13 protein-coding genes are annotated in these 17,142 nt (G+C 71.8%); 7 read left to right on the top strand and 6 right to left on the bottom strand.

Going from position 1 to position 17,142, the window contains the following annotated elements; all coding sequences use genetic code 11:
• A complete protein-coding gene (locus ACYU8V_RS19645; RefSeq protein ID WP_460849761.1) occupies window positions 1-861 on the top strand; it encodes a hypothetical protein in 861 nt (286 codons plus the stop codon).
• Here the strand turns inward: ACYU8V_RS19645 and ACYU8V_RS19640 are convergent.
• From ACYU8V_RS19640 to ACYU8V_RS19630, 3 genes are all read right to left on the bottom strand, one after another.
• The gene (locus ACYU8V_RS19640; RefSeq protein WP_460849759.1) at window positions 842-2,407 is read right to left on the bottom strand and encodes an asparagine synthase-related protein; all 1,566 of its coding nucleotides are present in this window, start codon (window positions 2,405-2,407) and stop codon (window positions 842-844) included. The two genes, ACYU8V_RS19645 and ACYU8V_RS19640, sit on opposite strands and share 20 nt — an antisense overlap.
• 368 nt (window positions 2,408-2,775) lie before the next feature.
• On the bottom strand, window positions 2,776-4,422 hold the full coding sequence (locus tag ACYU8V_RS19635) for an ATP-binding cassette domain-containing protein (protein ID WP_460849756.1): 1,647 nt from the start codon (window positions 4,420-4,422) through the stop codon (window positions 2,776-2,778).
• Complete coding sequence (locus tag ACYU8V_RS19630) at window positions 4,419-5,528, bottom strand: nucleotidyltransferase family protein (RefSeq protein WP_460849755.1); 1,110 nt, start codon at window positions 5,526-5,528, stop codon at window positions 4,419-4,421. The genes ACYU8V_RS19635 and ACYU8V_RS19630 overlap by 4 nt, the downstream gene beginning before the upstream one ends.
• Window positions 5,529-5,603: 75 nt before the next feature.
• Between ACYU8V_RS19630 and ACYU8V_RS19625 the strand changes: the two genes are divergently transcribed.
• The 5 genes from ACYU8V_RS19625 (at window position 5,604) to ACYU8V_RS19605 (ending at window position 13,662) form a co-directional block, all read left to right on the top strand.
• Window positions 5,604-6,566 carry a glycoside hydrolase family 16 protein gene (locus ACYU8V_RS19625; RefSeq protein ID WP_460849753.1) on the top strand — a complete coding sequence of 321 codons (963 nt, stop codon included), beginning with the start codon at window positions 5,604-5,606 and terminating at the stop codon, window positions 6,564-6,566.
• A gap of 19 nt (window positions 6,567-6,585) precedes the next feature.
• Complete coding sequence (locus ACYU8V_RS19620; protein ID WP_460849751.1) at window positions 6,586-7,080, top strand: heme-binding beta-barrel domain-containing protein; 495 nt, start codon at window positions 6,586-6,588, stop codon at window positions 7,078-7,080.
• Window positions 7,077-7,502, top strand: a complete 426-nt coding sequence (locus ACYU8V_RS19615; protein WP_460849750.1) for a Fur family transcriptional regulator — start codon at window positions 7,077-7,079, stop codon at window positions 7,500-7,502. The genes ACYU8V_RS19620 and ACYU8V_RS19615 overlap by 4 nt, the downstream gene beginning before the upstream one ends.
• Window positions 7,499-8,443, top strand: a complete 945-nt coding sequence (gene ygfZ / locus ACYU8V_RS19610; protein WP_460849749.1) for a CAF17-like 4Fe-4S cluster assembly/insertion protein YgfZ — start codon at window positions 7,499-7,501, stop codon at window positions 8,441-8,443. The genes ACYU8V_RS19615 and ygfZ overlap by 4 nt, the downstream gene beginning before the upstream one ends.
• A 176-nt stretch (window positions 8,444-8,619) precedes the next feature.
• Complete coding sequence (locus ACYU8V_RS19605; protein WP_460849747.1) at window positions 8,620-13,662, top strand: hypothetical protein; 5,043 nt, start codon at window positions 8,620-8,622, stop codon at window positions 13,660-13,662.
• A gap of 163 nt (window positions 13,663-13,825) precedes the next feature.
• On the opposite strand, the gene ACYU8V_RS19600 is transcribed toward ACYU8V_RS19605, so the two are convergent.
• Entirely contained in the window at window positions 13,826-14,026 is a 201-nt protein-coding gene (locus ACYU8V_RS19600) for a hypothetical protein (RefSeq protein WP_460849746.1), read from the bottom strand.
• Between the two features lie 198 nt (window positions 14,027-14,224).
• Between ACYU8V_RS19600 and ACYU8V_RS19595 the strand changes: the two genes are divergently transcribed.
• A complete protein-coding gene (locus tag ACYU8V_RS19595; RefSeq protein WP_460849744.1) occupies window positions 14,225-14,749 on the top strand; it encodes a hypothetical protein in 525 nt (174 codons plus the stop codon).
• A 91-nt stretch (window positions 14,750-14,840) separates the two neighbouring features.
• Here the strand turns inward: ACYU8V_RS19595 and ACYU8V_RS19590 are convergent, their stop codons facing one another.
• Together ACYU8V_RS19590 and cysD are read right to left on the bottom strand one after the other, a co-directional pair.
• Entirely contained in the window at window positions 14,841-16,097 is a 1,257-nt protein-coding gene (locus ACYU8V_RS19590; RefSeq protein WP_460849743.1) for a sulfate adenylyltransferase subunit 1, read from the bottom strand.
• Window positions 16,097-17,011 (bottom strand): sulfate adenylyltransferase subunit CysD, encoded by a 915-nt coding sequence (gene cysD, locus ACYU8V_RS19585; RefSeq protein ID WP_460849741.1) that lies wholly within the window; start codon window positions 17,009-17,011, stop codon window positions 16,097-16,099. Before cysD ends, ACYU8V_RS19590 begins: the two co-directional genes overlap by 1 nt.
• Window positions 17,012-17,142: the final 131 nt, after the last annotated feature.

Here is a 17,142-nt window from a genome sequence, read left to right as displayed (position 1 = left end):
ATGGAGGTCCGTGCGATCCGTCTGCGGGCTCCGGGGCTGACCCGGACGGTGCTCGGCGTGCCGGTCGCCGAGGGCCCCGTCCCCGAGCCATGGCCGGCCGCGGTCGTCGTGGAGCCGTGGTGCTGCGGCGATGCCGACCGACTGCGGTTCGCGGCCGACGGCGCGGTCGTGTACGCCGAGCCCGGCCGGGTCGTCATCTCCGCGCCGGACCCGGAGACCCGCGCCCACGCCGACTGGCTGCTCTACGCCACGGCGACCCGCGCGCTGCTGACCTTCCGGCGCGACTACAACCTGCACGCGAGCCTGGTGGTGAGTCCTGCCGGCGCGGCCGTCGCGCTGCTCGGCGACGCCGGCGCCGGGAAGTCCACGACGACCCTGGAGATGCTCCGGCGCGGATGGCGGCTGGCGGGCGACGACATCGTTCCGGTGCGCCACGGCGCCTCGGGATCGATCGCGCACCCCGTGGACCGGCCGATCCACCTGACCGACAGCGCCGCCGCCGCGCTCGGGGCGGACCTCTCGCTCGGCCGGCTGCTGCCGTCGACCGGCAAGCGCGCGTACGCCGTCGACGCCGACCTCGAGCCGCGGCCGCTCGCCGCCATCGCGGTGCTCAGCCGGGGCGCGCAGGACGGGCAGGTGGCCGCGCGCCGGGTCGACGGGCTGGCGGCGGTGCCGACCGTGGCGCTGTCGGCGGACCGCTACCGGATGTGCCGGCTCCCCGAGCACCGCGCGGACTTCCTGCAGTGGACGACGACGCTGTGCCGGCAGGTGCCGATCTGGGACCTGCGCCGGCCGCCGGAGGGCGACACGCTGGCCGCGGTGGCCGACGCCGTGGAGGCCATCAGCGCGTCGGTCGGCTGAGCACCTCGTCGTCGTACCAGCAGATGAACTGGCCGAAGGCGAAGGCGCGGCCGAAGACCCCCTGCCACTCGATCGCGCCGGCGGGGTTGGCGAACTCGGCGCCGAGCGAGCGCTCGAGCCGGTAGGTGTCGATGACCTCGCAGGCCGTGGGAGAGGCACGGATGCGGTCCAGCAGGTCGCGGTAGCGGCCGGCCTCGCCCCGGGTCACCACGCCCGCGTCGGCCCCCTGGGCGCCCAGGGTGCGGCGCAGCCGCACGCGATCGGGGAGCAGCCCCGCGGTGGCGGTGCGCGCGAGGCCGCGATCCAGGCCGCCGGCCAGCCACGCCTCCTCGGGGAGCCGCAGCGCCAGCGACACGACGGCCGGGTCGGAGAGTGGATCGCTCCACCAGACCGACTCCGACATGTTCTGGACGAACCCGATCCGCGCGTTGTCGAGCAGCGCGAGCTGGACGTAGTCGGCGCGGGTCGGCCGGAACACGCGCGACATCGGCGCCAGGCCCGCCCGCGCCTCCTCGCTGATCAGCTCCTCGCGGAACGGCAGGTCGCGGTAGCCCGGGAGGGTGCCTTCGGGGTCGATGCCACGCAGCCGCCAGTACCGGCGCAGGGCGGCGTCCGGCGCGGCCTCCCGCAGGACCGAGCGGACCGCGGAGCGCCACGGGGTGCCGGCTCCGTGCCGGGCGCGGAGGTCGCCTGCGATCGCGCGCCAGCGGTGCCGGGCCGCGAGCTCGCGCAGGATGCCGCCGCGGTCGCGCGAGAAGGTGAGGTTGCCGGAGGCGCCGGTCAGCAGGATCGGGCTGCCCGCTGCCTCGGCGCGTGCGAACGCCTCGTTGAACCATCCCTGGTTGATCGGGTTGAACGGCGGCTGCCAGGTGGCGCGGATCGCGGCCTCGGAGGCCTGCAGCGGCGTGGTGCCGTCGTTCACCAGCTCGGTGAGGTCGACGCCGCCAACGTGGCGGGCCGTCGCGGCGGCGTACGGGCCGTCGTCGGCCTCCCACCCCGGCGAGGGGTCGCGGGTGCCGCGCAGCGGCACGTGGGTGTACGCCGAGATGGCGCGCCCGCTGCCGCGCAGCAGACCCGCCGCGGTGGCGACGACGGTCGAGGAGTCGAGCCCGCCCGAGAGCGTGGCGGCGACCGGTCCGGTCTCGGGCAGCGACGCCTGCACGGCGTCGCGGACCGCGGCCATCATCAGGCCGGGCGCCTCGGTGACCGCGATGCTGCGGTCCTCGGTCGTCTCCGGCCGGAACCAGCGCTCGACGGTCGGCGGCCGGCCCGGGGTGTGGTGCAGCACGTGGCCCAGCGGCACCCGCCGGATGCCGGAGAAGATGGTGGAGACCGGGTCGTCGTGCAGGGCGAGCAGGTCGGCCAGCTTGCCGCGATCCAGCGCCGGCGGGCGCGGCAGGGCCTCGATCAGGTCGCGCGGGTGGGTGCCGACGACCAGGCCGTCGGGGGAGTCCGCGTAGAGCAGCGAGATCTCCCAGCGACTGGTGACCGCGACCACGGCCGAGCCGTCGGCACGCAGCAGTGCGGCGACGAAGCCCTGGCGCACGGGAGGAAGCCCGCGGCATCCGGTCTCGAGCCATTCACGCAGCTGCGTGGTCGGGAGGGGGGCCGGTCCGGTCAGGACGGCCAGGTCGGGAGCAGGTCGGCGCCAAGGGCCGACGAGACGCAGCGTCGGTGGCAGCGTCAGGAGGCGGCTTGGGCCTTGCCGACGAGACCGTCGGAGGTCGTGCTCCCCAGCAGCTGGGCGTCCTTGGCGGCGGTGAGCGGCGTCACCGTCGGCTTCACCCACGTCTTCTTGGTCATCTCTGCCTCCCTCACACGCTGCTCAGCGCATGAGCCACGAAATTATCGTCCCGTGAGCAATCTGCGCAATCCGGGTCCTCTATCGATGCTAACGGGCGAGCCCTGAGGGCGTCACGGGAACAGCTCGATCCTTTGCTGTGCGGTCTCGATCACACCCGGCCGGTGGGTGGCCATGACGATCGTGCAGCCCCGGGCGCGCAGGCCCTCGAGCACGGCGTTCTCGGTCGCGATGTCCAACGCGCCGGTCGCCTCGTCGAGGACCAGGACGCGTGGGGAGCGCACCAGGGCCCGGGCGATGCACAGCCGCTGCTGCTCGCCGCCCGAGAGCTGGGTGAAGTCCTGCAGTTCGGTGTCGAGGCCGTCGGGCAGGGCCCGGACGGCGGCGGCGACGTGGGCGTCCTCGAGCGCGGCCCACAGCTGCTCGTCGGTCGTGGGGGCGTGGGTGGACCAGGTGAGGTTGCGCCGGACCGTGTCCGGCACGAGCACGGTCTGCTGCGGCACGTAGCCGATCTGGGAGCGCCACGCCGTCACGTCGGTGACGGGCGCTCCATCGACGAGGAAGGCGCCCTCGGACGGCGCCAACAGGCAGAGCAGCACGTCGAGCAGCGTCGACTTGCCCGCGCCGCTCGGACCGCTCACCACCACGAAGGAGCCCGGCTCGATCACCAGGGACAGGTCGCGGACCGCCGGCTCGGGGCCGTAGCCGGCGGCGAGGGAGCGCAGCTCGATCACCGGCGGCGGGCCCGGGATCGGCGGGGCCGGGGTGCCCGTCGCGGGGTCGACGTGTGCCGCGGCCTCCCGACTGATGCGCTCGACGCCGGCGAGGGCCGGAGCGAGCTGGGCGAAGGCCTGCACCGACTGCAGCAGGGACCGCGCGGTGGCGAGCAGTCGCGACGTCACGACGGCGAGCGCCAGCAGGGGAGCGACCCCGAGACCGAGCCGGTGCCCGATCAGGACCAGCGCGACCGCGGCCACCACGCCCGCGATGCCCAGCGCCGCCTGCAGGCCGGCCCCGATCTCGACGTACCGCTTCTCGATCCGGCGGCCGGCGTCGGCCGCGTCGCGCAGCATGTCGCCCCACTCGTCGGCGGCGTCGTGCGCGCGGATCAGCCGCAGCGAGGAGAGCGAGTCGGTGACGGTGGCTCCGAAGATCGCGTTGCGGCGGTTCCACTCCAGGCCCAGGTGCAGGGTGCGCCGCACGCTGCGCCGGGTGACCGCGACGACGAGCAGCAGGGTCGCGACGGCCACCCCGCCGAGGACGGGCGAGATGGCCAGGCCGACCAGCGCCGTCGCCGCCGTCATCAGGGTCTGCACGCCCACGCGCAGCAGCAGGCCCAGCGCGGCGTCGGCCCGCTCGATCTCGGTGGTGGTGGCCTGCACGATGTCGCTGCGGCGCTGCCGGGCCAGGTGGCTCCAGTCCGAGTGCAGTACGTTGCGCAGCGCGGTGAGCCGGAGGTGGTTGGTGGTCGCGAGCTTGATCGAGCTGGCGGCGACCGTGGAGTACCACTGGGTCAGGGCGCGGAGGGCGACGGCGCCGAGCAGGGCGCAGGTCGACGCGGTGGCGGTCAGTCGCCAGCCGAGTCCGGGCACCTGCGTCGTACCGGCGCCGGCGAGGACGCGGACCAGCGGGATGAGCAGCGCGAGCACCATCGCCTCGGACAGCGCGCCGACCAGGTCGGCGACCTGCAGCCGGACGAGCCGGCCGCGACCGCACGCCTCGACGGCCGCGCGCCAGTAGCTGCCGACGATCCCCCTCATCGCGGCCGCCGCGGATGGGGGAGCGTGTAGGCGGCCCGTCGCCGGACGGCCGCGGCCACGCCGGAGAGCGTGCCCTCCGTGTCGATCTCGGCGGTCAGGACCGGCGGCAGCATGACGACGGAGGCTGCGGTGAGCAGATCCCGTGGCCCGTGGCCGGAGGCGAGCAGGTAGCGCGTGAAGCGCATCGCCCCGTCGCCGACGAACCGCGCGCGGAGGCCCGCCTCGACCTGCGTGCGGAGGGCGAGCGGGATCCCGGAGGCGGTGGAGCGGAAGCGCGGTGCGGACGGGGGCAGCCCGATGGTCGCGTTGACGACCGACAGGGTGGCCCGATCCAGCCGGTCCGGGGCCGGCGGCCAGTTGCCCGGGACGCCGGCCAGCCGCGCGACGTCGACCAGGCTGCGCAGGCTCGACCAGCCGTCCTTCGCGGCGTGGCGCAGGGCGTGGGCGAACGCGTCCGGCCCCGCGAGGGTCGGCACCTCGAGCGGGCCGATGTCGACCCGGACGTGGCGCGACCAGAGCTCGTCGAAGGACGGCAGGGCGGCGTACGTCGGGTCGAGGCGCCAGTGCAGGTCCAGCCGCCCCAGCCTGCCCTCCAACCCGAGCTCGTACGTCGCCCGCAGCTGGTGCCGCCACGCCCACGTGCGCCGGTCCACGGTGTAGCCCGCGCGGGCCGACCAGCCCGCGGCGAGCAGCCGGTCGGCCGCGGCGCCCAGGTCCTCCGGGCGCACCACGACGTCGATGTCGCCCCGGCCGCGTGAGGTCGCGTCCCCGGTCGTCTGTACGCCGAGGGCCGGACCCTTCACGAAGAGGTGGTCGATCCCGGCGAGCTGGGCGTCCACGGCCCGGGTGGCGTGGACCAGGCCCATCGCCGCGAGCCGGTCGTGGCTGCGCAGCCGGCGGACCGGCTCCGACACGGCTGCCGGGCAGCCACAGCGCTCGAGCGCCGGCTCGAGGACGGCGGCCACCCGGTGGGCGGCCACGGCGGCGACGTATTCCTCGGCAGGGACCTGGTCCGCCCACCGCCATGCGTCGGGGGTGTGGTGCTCGACCGCCAGCGCGCACCGCACCGAGCGACGGAGCGCCGACACGGCGGCTGGGGTGAGCACGGCGCACAGTCTGCCGCCCGAACGGTCAGGTCGGGGCCCGACTGGCCGAATCGGAAACGTATGCTGACCGGTGTCATGCGTGTTGCCGCCCTGCTCCTGACAGGGGCGCTCGTGGTGACGTCGTCGTGCCTCGCCGGGGACGCGGCCGAGGTCTCCGGCCCGGCGGCGGCGTGCGGCGGCGAGCGGCCGGTCGACCCGGCCGGCGGCACCTACACCTGCACCTTCAGCGACGACTTCGACGGCACCGCCTTCGACGACACCAAGTGGATGCAGCAGGACACCTCGTTCAGCGGGATGACCTCGGGAAACCAGGACTGCTTCGTGGCCTCGCCCGACGTGGTCTCGGTGTCCGACGGGGCTGCGCACATCTCCGCGCGCCGTCTCGACGCGCCGTTCACCTGCCACAGCCCGCTCGGCGACTTCACCTCGCAGTCGATCGTCGGCACGGTGGCGACCCGCACCCACTTCGCGCAGACCTACGGGCGCTTCGAGTTCCGGGCGCGCTTCCCGGACGCGGCGGTGCCGGGGGTGCACTCGGCGCTGTGGCTCTACCCGGCCGCCAACACCTACGGCCCGTGGCCCGCCTCCGGCGAGGTCGACGTGGCCGAGTGGTACAGCAGCACGCCGACGAAGGTCTACCCCTCCGCGCACTACGCCGGCGAGGTGCCCTTCCAGAGCAGCGGGTGGGACTGCGGGGTCGCGACGCCGCACGACTTCCACACCTACGCGGTCGACTGGACACCGTCCTCGATGTACTTCTACGTCGACGACCACCTGTGCTGGCAGCACTCCTGGCTCGCCCAGACCGCTCTGCCCGGAGCCGGCCCGTTCGACCAGCCGTTCTACGTCGTGCTGACCCAGGTCTTCGGGTCGGCCACGAACGCGGTGTCCGCCGCCACGCCGGCCGTCGCGACCACGGACGTCGACTGGGTGCGGGTGTTCGGCTGGAACGGGGACCAGGCGGTCGGCTCCTCGATGCACCTGGTGAACCCGAAGGTCGGCCATGCGCTGAGTCTCGCTCAGGGGCAGAGCCGGTAGGGCACCTAGACTCTGGGGCGTGGTCTTCGAGATTCCCGACAACCTGCACCCCGACTGCGCTCCGATCGCCTGGATGCTGGGCACCTGGCGCGGCAACGGGCATGGCGACTACCCGACGATCGACGCGTTCGAGTACGGCGAGGAGCTGGTCTTCGCCCACGACGGCCGCCCGTTCTTCCACTACTTCTCGCGGACCTGGCTGGTCGACGAGAACGGGGAGAAGATCCGCGACGCGCACCTGGAGACCGGCTTCCTGCGCGCCCGCCCCGAGGGCCACTTGGAGCTGGTGCTCACCCACAACACCGGCATCACCGAGATCTGGTACGGCCGGGCCGAGAACGGCAAGGTCGAGATGCACACCGCGGGCGTCGGCTACACCGAGAGCGCCAAGCCGGTCGAGGCCGGCCACCGGATGTACGGCAACGTCGAGGGCGACCTGCTCTACGCCTACGACATGGAGGCGATGGGGCAGGAGCTGCAGCCGCACCTGTGGGCGAGGCTGAAGCGGGCGTGACCGACAGCGGCGACTGGCGGGCGGCCCTTCGGGAGAAGGGCTACCGGCTCACGCCCCAGCGCGAGCTGATCCTGGCCGCGGTCAACGAGCTCGGCCACGCGACGCCCGACGAGGTGCTCGCGAACGTCCAGGCGAAGGCATCGGCCATCAACGCCTCGACCGTCTACCGCACGCTGGAGGTCCTCGAGGAGCTGGGCCTGGTCCGGCACGCGCACCTGAGCGACCGCGCTCCGACGTACCACTCCACGCAGGGGCACACCCACTTCCACCTGGTCTGCCGCGGCTGCCACCGGGTGATCTCCATCGACGCCGAGGACGCCGCGCCGTTCGTGGAAACACTTCGCGCCCGCCATGCGTTCACACCTGACATGGGACACCTCACCGTCTTCGGCCTCTGCGACGCCTGTGGGGCGGAGTCGTGAGGTCGCCGCTCCTCGCGCTGCCCGGAGCCGTCGCCGGTGACGGCATCGATGCCGGCGTCGCCGCCCACTACGGCAGCCTGTACGGCGAGCAGCGCGCCCTCGCCGCCGGCGAGGGCTTCGTCGACCTCTCCCACCGTGACGTGCTCACCGTGTCCGGCGCCGATCGCCTGACCTGGCTGCACTCGCTGACCACGCAGGTCTTCGAGGGGCTGGAGCCCGGCGTCTGGGTGAACGCGCTGGTGCTCAGCCCGCAGGGCCACATCGAGCACGCGTTCGCCGGGGTCGACGACGGCGAGGTCCTCACCGCGCACACCGAGCCCGGCCGCGGCGAGGCGCTGATCGGGTTCCTGGACCGGATGCGGTTCATGATGCGCGTCGAGGTCGCCGACGTGACGGCCGAGAAGGCGGTCTGCTGGCGGCCGGTCGACGGGGGCCGCTACGACCTCGTGCCGCGCGACCAGCTGCCGGCGTACGCCGAGGCGGCCGGCCCGGCCGCCGGGATGTGGGCCTTCGAGGCGCTGCGCATCGAGCGGGGCGAGGTCCGCTTCGGCGTCGATACCGACGAGCGGACCATCCCGAACGAGGTCGGCCTGCTGCCCGGGCAGCCGTGGTCCGCGGTGCACCTGGACAAGGGCTGCTACCGCGGCCAGGAGACGGTGGCGCGGGTGAACAACCTGGGGCGGCCGCCCCGCCGGCTGACGCTGCTGCACCTGGACGGCTCGGTGAACCGGCTGCCCGGGGTCGGCTCCGAGATCACCGCGGACGGCCCGCGTCCGATCGGGCGGGTGGGATCGAGCGCCCGGCACCACGAGCTCGGCCCGATCGCCCTGGGCCTGCTCAAGCGCAACACCCCGGTCGAGGCTCAGCTCGAGGTCGACGGCCTGCCCGCCGCGCAGGAGGTGCTGGTCGACCCCGAGGTGGGCCTGCACTTCCGGCGCTGACTCCACTACCAGGGTCCGTCCCGTCCTGTCGAACGCGGACGCGATCGGTCTAGACCCCTGGGCCGGGCTGGGTAAAGAAACTCCGGTTGTGGCGCGGTGTCGAGGCGCGCGCTGCCAGCATCGCGCACCGTGGCGCCTGCTGTCGGGGCGGTGTCCGTCCCCGGAGGAGAACATTGATGCGTCGTCTGATCCTGGTCGTTCTCGGGCTGCTGATGGTGGTGACGGGGCTGGGGACGAGCCCGGCGCTGGCGGAGCCGACCGCGGATCCGTCCGCCGGTCCTTCCGGGTCGGCGACGACTGTTCCCTCGGCTGTTCCCTCGGCGCAGCCGACGGACAGCAGCGCCGAACCGGCTCCCACGGCGGACCCCGCTCCCACGGCGACCTCCAGCCCGAGCGCGACGCCCGCACCGACCCGCCACGCGCAGGCCCCGCAGACGCCGAGTGTCACCGCCGCCGACGCGGCCGGCTGCACGCCGATCAGCGTGACCGGCCTGGGCACGGCTCCGACCACCACGGCCAGCCGGGGCGCGGCCGACACCCCGGAGTGCTTCAGCTTCACGACCAGCGCGTTCGGCGACTACGGGATCCGTGTGGTCAGCACCAGCCCTCAGTGGCAGCCGTACCTCACCCTCAGCGACGGCACCACCACGGTGTCGTCGAGCTGGGGTGACCGCGCTTCGACGTGGAACATCCAGCTCAAGGGCGCGACGACGTACCAGCTGCTGGTCTCGAACACTCCGCCCGGCAACGTGTCGCCCGACTACGAGGTCGGGATCTACGACCTGCTCGGCGGAACCTGCGCGGCGGTCCCGGGTCTCGGCTGGACCGAGGCCTCGGAGTTCGGCGCAGCCGTCGGTGGCAACGCCGTCGACTGCCGCTCGTTCAGCCTGCCCGCCGGCCGCGTCGTGCGGATCACCGGCGAGGTCGACAGCACCCAGGTCCTCAACGCCGCCGGCTCGGTCATCTGCAGCCCCACGAGGGGGAGCTTCCCGGCGTCGTGCACGCTCCAGGGCACCGGGCCCTACCGGATCATCGGCTCCTCCGCCGACATCGCGGCCGGGCAGACCGAGCGGCTCGAGGTGACCGACACCGAGAGCGACGACGGTTGTACGCCGATCACCCTCGCCGCGTGGGGCTCGCCGCTCCCCGCCCTCGCCGACCGGGCGGCGGACGGCCGTGGCGCGGAGTGCTACTCGATCACCACGACGCACGCCGGCACCTACGGCCTGCGCACCCAGATGGCAGACACCCACTGGTACGCCCAGGTCGAGCTGTGGGAGGCCGGCACGGACGCACGCCTGGTCAACACCTCCGGCAACACCTCGTTCACCGAGGTGAGCCTGCGCGGCTCGCGGACCTACCGGTTCGCTGTCAGCGGCAACCCCGACGGCTACCCGGCGGGCATCTCCCTCGGCCTCTACGACATCACCCAGGGCGCCGGCTGCGGCACCGTGCCGGGCCTGACCTGGAGCTCGGCGCCGGTGACGGTCGATCTCACCCAGGGTGCGGTCAGCTGTGCCCAGCTCAGCGCGCCCGCTGCGACGATGCTGCGCCTCGACTCCCAGCGCACCAGCCCCGAGGGCTACCTGACGTTCCGCATCTACAACGCGGCCGGCTCGGCGATGTGCAGCATCGGCAACAGCACGCTCTCCTCGTGCCAGACCAGCGGCTCCGGCCCGTACCGGGTGGTGGCTGTCGGTGACAGCGCCGACGAGGTCGCCGGCCAGCTCCGCCTGACCGACGTCACGTCGGCCACGGGCTGCTCCACGGTCGGGCTGTCGAGCTGGGATCAGGCCCTGGCGGGTAGCGGCGTGCGTGCGTCGGACGGCAGCGGCGCCGAGTGCTACGCGATCACCTCCGGCGCCGCGGGCACCTATGCCTTCCCGAGTTGGTTCGCCAGCACCGCCTGGAGCTCGCGGGTGCAGGTCTGGGACACCGACAGCAAGTCGCTGATCTGGGACAACAACGGCTACTACTGGAACTACCAGCTGCCGCTGTTGGCGCTGCGTCAGGCGATCTCCTACCGCGTGGTCGTCTCTGGCGACCCGAACGGGTACGACGGGTCCTACCAGTGGGGCCTCATGCCGACCTCCGACGGCGGCACCTGCGCCTCGGTCACGGACCTCGGCTGGAACGCCGCGCCGGTCAACGGCACGCTCGTCGACGGCGAGGTCGGCTGCCACCAGATCGAGGCCGACGCGGGCAGCTACGTCCGCCTTCGCATCGCCCGCACCGGCGAGACCGGCCAGCCGCGGGGCTACCTGGTCAACAAGGCGGGGACCACGCTGTGCCAGGTCGACCCGGGCGTCGGCACCGGTTGCCGGCTGACCGGCGTGGGGCCGTTCCGCGTCATCGTGGACAACGCCGATCCCAGCGACCAGACCGACTACCGGCTCTGGGTCGCCGACGCGTCGACCGACACCGGGTGCACGGCGCCCGACGAGAGTCCGGCCGCTGCGGCCACGTCAGGGACACTCGCCACGGACAGCGCGTCGGCGTGCTACGCCCTCGGGACCGCGTCGGGCAACATCTTCATCCCCGCCCGGACGGACTCCTGGGTCACCGGCCAAGTCGTGAACGGCCACGGCGACGCGGTCTGCTCGACCGACCAGGCGTGCAGCCTCGGCCTGAACGGCCCGTTCCACGTGGTCCTCACCAACACGGGGGACAGCACGGGCAGCTACGCGTTCCGGGTCGTTCGGCCGGCCGTCGACAACGGCTCGTGTACCGCGGTCGACTCCGTGGCGTACGGCTTCCCGGCGTACTCCGGCAAGCTCGTGGACGACCTCGACGTGCGCTGCTACTCGTTCACCGCGACGACCGGCGACCAGCTGACCTTCTCGCCGCGCGCGATCAACGGCCAGTACAACCCGTCGCTCTCCATGTTCGGTCCGCAGGGCGCGTCGGTGTGCTCCATCGGCGCGACCTGGTACGCCGCCGACATGGCCTGCACGGCGAACGCGACCGGCCGGCAGACCGTCTACGTCGTTGCCGAGCCGTCGTCCCTCGGGCGCTACCAGCTCGCGGCCCAGTGCATGAACCCGGCGTGCGGACCGGACGAGCTGACCGTGCTCAACGCGAACCCGAAGTCCATCGGCCAGAGCAGCTCGGTGACGGTGACCCTGCAGGGCAAGAACTTCGACGCCTCGCAGACCGTCACGCTCGAGCGCTCCGGCGTCGTGCTGACCGGCCACGTCATCGACGTGAGCTCGGACCGGCGCACCCTGCGAGCACTCTTCGACCTGTCTCAGGCCGCCATCGGCCTGTGGAACGTGAAGGTGGTCTCGAGCGACGGCGAGACGGCCACCTACCCCGGGGCCGTGTCGGTCACGGGTGCGGGCGCGCCGCAGATCACGGCGTCGTTGTCGGGGCTCGGACGGTTCGTGCCCGGCCGGCCGCAGACGATCAGCCTGAGCGTGACCAACAGCGGCAACGTGGATGGCATCGGCGTACCGCTGATCCTGAACGGCTTCCCGGCGGGCAGCACCGTCGAGCCCCAGTTCACGGTGTACGGGCTGGACGCGGAGGGCCACGACTCGCCGGCCAGCATCGGGATGACCGACGAGGACACCTTCACCGTCAACGGCTCGATGGGCATCCCGTTCTTCATCAACCGGATGCCGGCCGGTGGTCGCGTCGACGTCGCGTTCCGTGTGACCATCCCGACCCAGTCGAACTACTCCCTGACCGCCAGCGTGGGCCAGTGCATGATCGTCCCGACAGGGACGACGGCGCGGGTCACCGCCCGGTCGGCGTTGCCGACGGGGGTCTCGTGCGCGAACGCCACGTACAACGCCCTCGTCGACGCGGCCTTCCAGGAGGTGCCTGGTGCCGCATGCGTGGGCCTCGTCCGCGACGTCGCTGAGACCGGCATGACGACCTGGGCCGACTCCGGCACGCCGTTCAAGTTCGGCGGGTGGGGAGATGCGCTGGAGTTCGGGCTGTCGACGGCGTTCGGGGCAGCCAGCTGCGCCGCCGACTTCTTCCCAGTGACGAAGGCGGCCAAGATCGCGATCACCGCGGGAAGCACGTTCATGTCGCTCGAGGGTGTCGCCCACAACTGCTACAACGACGGCGTCGCGCTGGGCAACAAGTGGGTCGCCTCGATGGACCCGAACGAGATGGTCGGCCCGTCGGGAGGCGGGACGCAGAAGGCCATCCGAGGCGAGGGCAAGCAGCACTACTCGATCTACTTCGAGAACAGCAAGACCGCCAGCGCGCCGGCCCAGGTCGTCAAGGTCGAGACTGATCTCGACGCCAGCAAGTTCGACATGTCGACGCTGTCCTTCGGTGCCGTCCAGTTCGGTACGACGGTGTGGACCCCGGCGGAGAGCTCCGACAGCCTCGACCACAGCCTCGACCTGGTGTCCGACACCGGCCTGCAGCTGCACATCACCGCGACCAAGGGTGACGACGGCAAGGTGCAGTGGCTCCTCGAGACCATCGACCCGGCCACCGGCCAGGTGCCGGAGGACCCGCTGCAGGGCTTCCTGCCGCCGGACAACGACGGCATCGAGGGCCAGGGCGTCCTGTCCTTCGACGTCGCCTACACCGGTGCGGTGAAGGACGGGGCGTCGGTCAGCGCGGCATCGAGCATCGTCTTCGACCTCAACGCGCCGATCTCGACCAACACCTGGACCAACAAGATCGACCGGGTGGCGCCGACCAGCGGCATCTCCGGCGTCCCTGCCAGCACGACGAAGACGTCGTTCCCGGTGACCTGGACGTCGGCGGGCACCGGGTCCGACGTGACGGGCGTGGACGTGTACGTCGCCGACAACGGCGGCAGCTACGGCGTGTGGCGCACCGAACCGGCCACGGGCACCGACGCGTTCACGGGCGTGGCGGGCCACACCTACTCCTTCGTGGCGATCGCCCACGACGGGGCCGGGAACGCCTCGCCCTTCCCATCGACCCCGCAGGCGAAGATCACGGTGCTCCGCAGCTTCACCTACGCCGGAGCGAAGCTGGTCGTGAAGGGAACCCCGAAGGTGGGGTCCACGCTGAAGTCGAACTTCGTCCTCAGTGCGGTCAGCCCGAAGCCGGCCAAGGTGACCTACCAGTGGTACCGCGGAACCGCGAAGATCACCGGGGCCGTCGCGGCGTCGTACAAGGTCACGACGAAGGACCGGGGTAAGCCGATCACGCTGCGGATCACCCTGGTGAAGGCGGGCTACGCCACGTCGGTCCTGAAGACCACCGCGGTCAAGCCGAAGTGAGGAACGGGTGGGGCTGCCGATAGCAGCCCCACCCGTTCCTCGGCCGTCAGCCGACCGCGGTCGCTGCCACGTTGACCAGGTGCGAGGTGGTGCAGGTCGCCGCGGACCGCGAGCTCCACGACGGTCTCGGGCGCGCCGCTGGACTTCTCGGGCTGTGACGGACTCAGTCGCGCGAGAGCCGCCAGGCGCACCACAGCCCGGCGAGCCAGGCGACCAGCGCGACCAGGTCGTCGCGGTGCACGCCGTGGGTCCTGCTGATCGTGAGCAGGACCGGCCCGGAGAGCCGGGAGTGACCGGCGACGGCGAAGAGCATCAGGATGCTGAGCAGGGCCGCCAGGGCGAGGGCGGAGAGGCGGCGGGACATTCCGCGGAGCCTACCGGCGTACCGGAGGAGCACGCAGGGGACCGGTGCCGCCGGGTTGTCCACCCCGAATTTTGGGGGTCGGGGATCGTCACGTCGGGCCATTCCGGAGTGGCCGTCACGGGCGTAGACGTGGGGGACGTCTGTCGAGGTCCGCGCGCCGCCGTGGCCGCACACCGTCGGCAGGAGGAGGTTGTCGCCATGCGTCGAACGAGAGTCGTCGCCAGCCTTGCCACCGCGGTCCTCGCCGTGACGGCGGGCTCCGCGTCGGCCGCGAAGCCCGTCCTGGAGCCGATGTACGCCAACGGCGCGACGGTGTACATGTCCGCTCCGGCGAAGGCGGTCGCGTCCGGGAGCATCTCGCAAGAGTTCTACCTCATCGCCTACCCCGCCGGCGTGCCCGCCGGAGTGCACCCGCTGTGCAACTCCGACTGCCCCGGCCCTCCCGGGATCCCGCCGGTGCGCGACGTCGTGCTGGCCGGCGCGCCCGGGTTCGGGATGAACGGCACTGCCAACGCCTACAACCCGATCTGGCATGTGGTCGGCCTGATGTACAGCCCGGCGTGGGTGGCGGACCCGCACTTCATGCCGGCGACCAGCGAGGCCGAGGTGGATGCCGGCGAGGCTGCCGGTCACTTCCTCCCGATCAACCAGGGCGGCGACAACGAGTTCGAGGTCGACACGGGCATCCAGTTCCTCTGCGTCCTCGTGTCGAGGAACGCCTGAGCCGCAGCGCCGCGCGGGCGCCGATCGCACGCGGCGAAAAAGCAGGCGGCGCGCTCCTGGGGGGAGCGCGCCGCCTGACTCTGGCTGTCGGTCAGCCGTTGATCATGCCGGCGCCGACGGTGACGCCGGTGGCCTCGTCGATCAGGATGAACGAGCCCGTGGTGCGGTTCTTGGAGTACGGGTCGCACAGCAGCGGCACGGTGGTGCGCAGCTGGACGCGGCCGATCTCGTTGAGCTCGAGCTTCCCGGCCTCCTGGTCGCGGTGCAGGGTGTTGACGTCGAGGCGGTACTGGATGTCCTTGACCAGCGCGCGGCCCGTGCGGGTCGTGTGCTTGATCGCCAGCTTCTGCCGGGGCTGCAGCGGGGTGTTGGTCATCCAGCAGACCATCGCGTCGATGTCCTGGCTCGGCGTGGGCGCGTTCTTGACCCGGGCGATCATGTCGCCGCGGCTCACGTCCACGTCGTCCTCGAGCCGCACCGTCACCGACATCGGCGGGAACGCCTCGGGGATCTCGCGGTCGAACAGGTCGATGCCCGCGATCTTCGAGGTCATGCCCGAGGGCAGTACGACGACCTCGTCGCCCGGCTTGAGCACGCCGCCGGCGACCTGACCGGCGTAGCCGCGGTAATCGTGGTGCTCGTCGGACTTCGGGCGCACGACGTACTGCACCGGGAAGCGGGTGTCGACCAGGTCGCGGTCCGAGGCCACGTGCACGTGCTCGAGGTGGTGCATGAGCGTCGGGCCGGAGTACCACGGCATGTTCTCGCTGCGCGTCACGACGTTGTCACCGTTGAGCGCGGAGATCGGGATGACCTCCAGGTCCGGGATGTTCAGCTTCGTGGCGAACTGCGTGAACTCGGCGTGGATCTTCTCGTAGGTCTCCTGCGAGTAGTCGACGAGGTCCATCTTGTTGATGCACAGCACCAGGTGCGGCACCCGCAGCAGGGAGAGCAGTACGGCGTGGCGCCGGCTCTGCTCGGTGAGCCCGTGCCGCGCGTCGACCAGGACCAGGCCCAGGTCGGCGGTGGAGGCGCCGGTGACCATGTTCCGGGTGTACTGCACGTGGCCCGGGGTGTCGGCGATGATGAACTTGCGGTTGGGCGTCGCGAAGTAGCGGTAGGCCACGTCGATGGTGATGCCCTGCTCGCGCTCGGAGCGCAGCCCGTCGGTCAGCAGCGAGAGGTCGACGTAGTCGTGCCCCTTCGCCGAGGACGTCGCCTCGATGGCGTCGAGCTGGTCGGCGAAGATCGACTTGCTGTCGAACAGCAGCCGGCCGATCAGGGTGGACTTGCCGTCGTCGACGGAGCCCGCCGTGGCGAACCGCAGGAGATCCATGTCGGTGCTCATCAGAAGTAGCCTTCCTTCTTGCGGTCCTCCATGGCAGCCTCGGAGAACCGGTCGTCACCGCGGGTCGCGCCACGCTCGGTGACCCGGGCGGCGGCGACCTCCTCGATGATCTCCTCGATCGTGGACGCGGTGCTCTCGACACAGCCGGTGAGCGTGATGTCGCCGCAGGTGCGGAACCGGACGGTCCGCTCCTCGACGACCTCGCCCTCGCGGCACGGGTTGAGCGGGGTCTCGCTCATCAGCATGCCGTCGCGCTCGAACACGCGACGCTGGTGGGCGAAGTAGATCTGCGGGATCTCGATGCCCTCGCGGCCGATGTAGTCCCAGATGTCCAGCTCGGTCCAGTTGGAGATCGGGAAGATCCGCATGTGCTCGCCCTCGTGGATGCGCCCGTTGTACAGGCTCCACAGCTCGGGGCGCTGCATCTTCGGGTCCCACTGGCCGAACTCGTCGCGGTGGGAGTAGACGCGCTCCTTGGCGCGGGCCTTCTCCTCGTCACGACGCCCGCCGCCGAAGGCCGCGGTGTAGCCGCCCTCCTCGAGGGCGTTGAGCAGGGTGCCGATCTGCATCCGGTTGCGACTGGTCTTGCCGTCGTCGACGATCACGCCGTTGGCGATGGCGTCGTCGATGCTCGCCACGTGCAGCTTCACGCCGAGTCGGTTGACCCAGTTGTCGCGGGTCGAGATGACCTCGGGGAAGTCCAGGCCGGTGTCGACCTGCAGCACGGGGAACGGGATCTTGGCGGGGAAGAAGGCCTTCTCGGCGAGGCGCAGCATGACGATGCTGTCCTTGCCGCCGGAGAACATCAGGACCGGCTTCTCGAACTCGGCGGCGACCTCACGGAAGATGTGGATCGACTCTGCCTCGAGCTGGTCCAGCTGGCTCAGCCGATAGTCGCTATGGGTCTGTGTCATGCGGGGTGGTGCCTTCCTTTCAACCGGTGTGAACAGAAGTCAACCGGAGGTTGAGGTCGCCCCATGGTGCCATGCGCGTCAATCCACCCGGACATCGCCGCGAGGGACGTAGACAAATCGACGAGTTAGGG

It is taken from the genome of Nocardioides ultimimeridianus (genome assembly GCF_054777895.1).
The sequence above is the reverse complement of the archived record's forward strand: the minus strand, read 5'-3'. Positions and strand labels throughout refer to the sequence as shown.

Bases quoted from the DNA above. Each gene is read 5' to 3' on its own strand.
- ACYU8V_RS19645 (WP_460849761.1), top strand. From the start codon at position 1: ATGGAGGTCCGTGCGATCCGTCTGCGGGCTCCGGGGCTGACCCGGACG.
- ACYU8V_RS19635 (WP_460849756.1), bottom strand. From the start codon at position 4,422: ATGAGGGGGATCGTCGGCAGCTACTGGCGCGCGGCCGTCGAGGCGTGC.
- ACYU8V_RS19625 (WP_460849753.1), top strand. From the start codon at position 5,604: ATGCGTGTTGCCGCCCTGCTCCTGACAGGGGCGCTCGTGGTGACGTCG.
- ACYU8V_RS19605 (WP_460849747.1), top strand. From the start codon at position 8,620: ATGCGTCGTCTGATCCTGGTCGTTCTCGGGCTGCTGATGGTGGTGACG.
- ACYU8V_RS19600 (WP_460849746.1), bottom strand. From the start codon at position 14,026: ATGTCCCGCCGCCTCTCCGCCCTCGCCCTGGCGGCCCTGCTCAGCATC.
- ACYU8V_RS19595 (WP_460849744.1), top strand. From the start codon at position 14,225: ATGCGTCGAACGAGAGTCGTCGCCAGCCTTGCCACCGCGGTCCTCGCC.
- ACYU8V_RS19590 (WP_460849743.1), bottom strand. From the start codon at position 16,097: ATGAGCACCGACATGGATCTCCTGCGGTTCGCCACGGCGGGCTCCGTC.
- cysD (WP_460849741.1), bottom strand. From the start codon at position 17,011: ATGACACAGACCCATAGCGACTATCGGCTGAGCCAGCTGGACCAGCTC.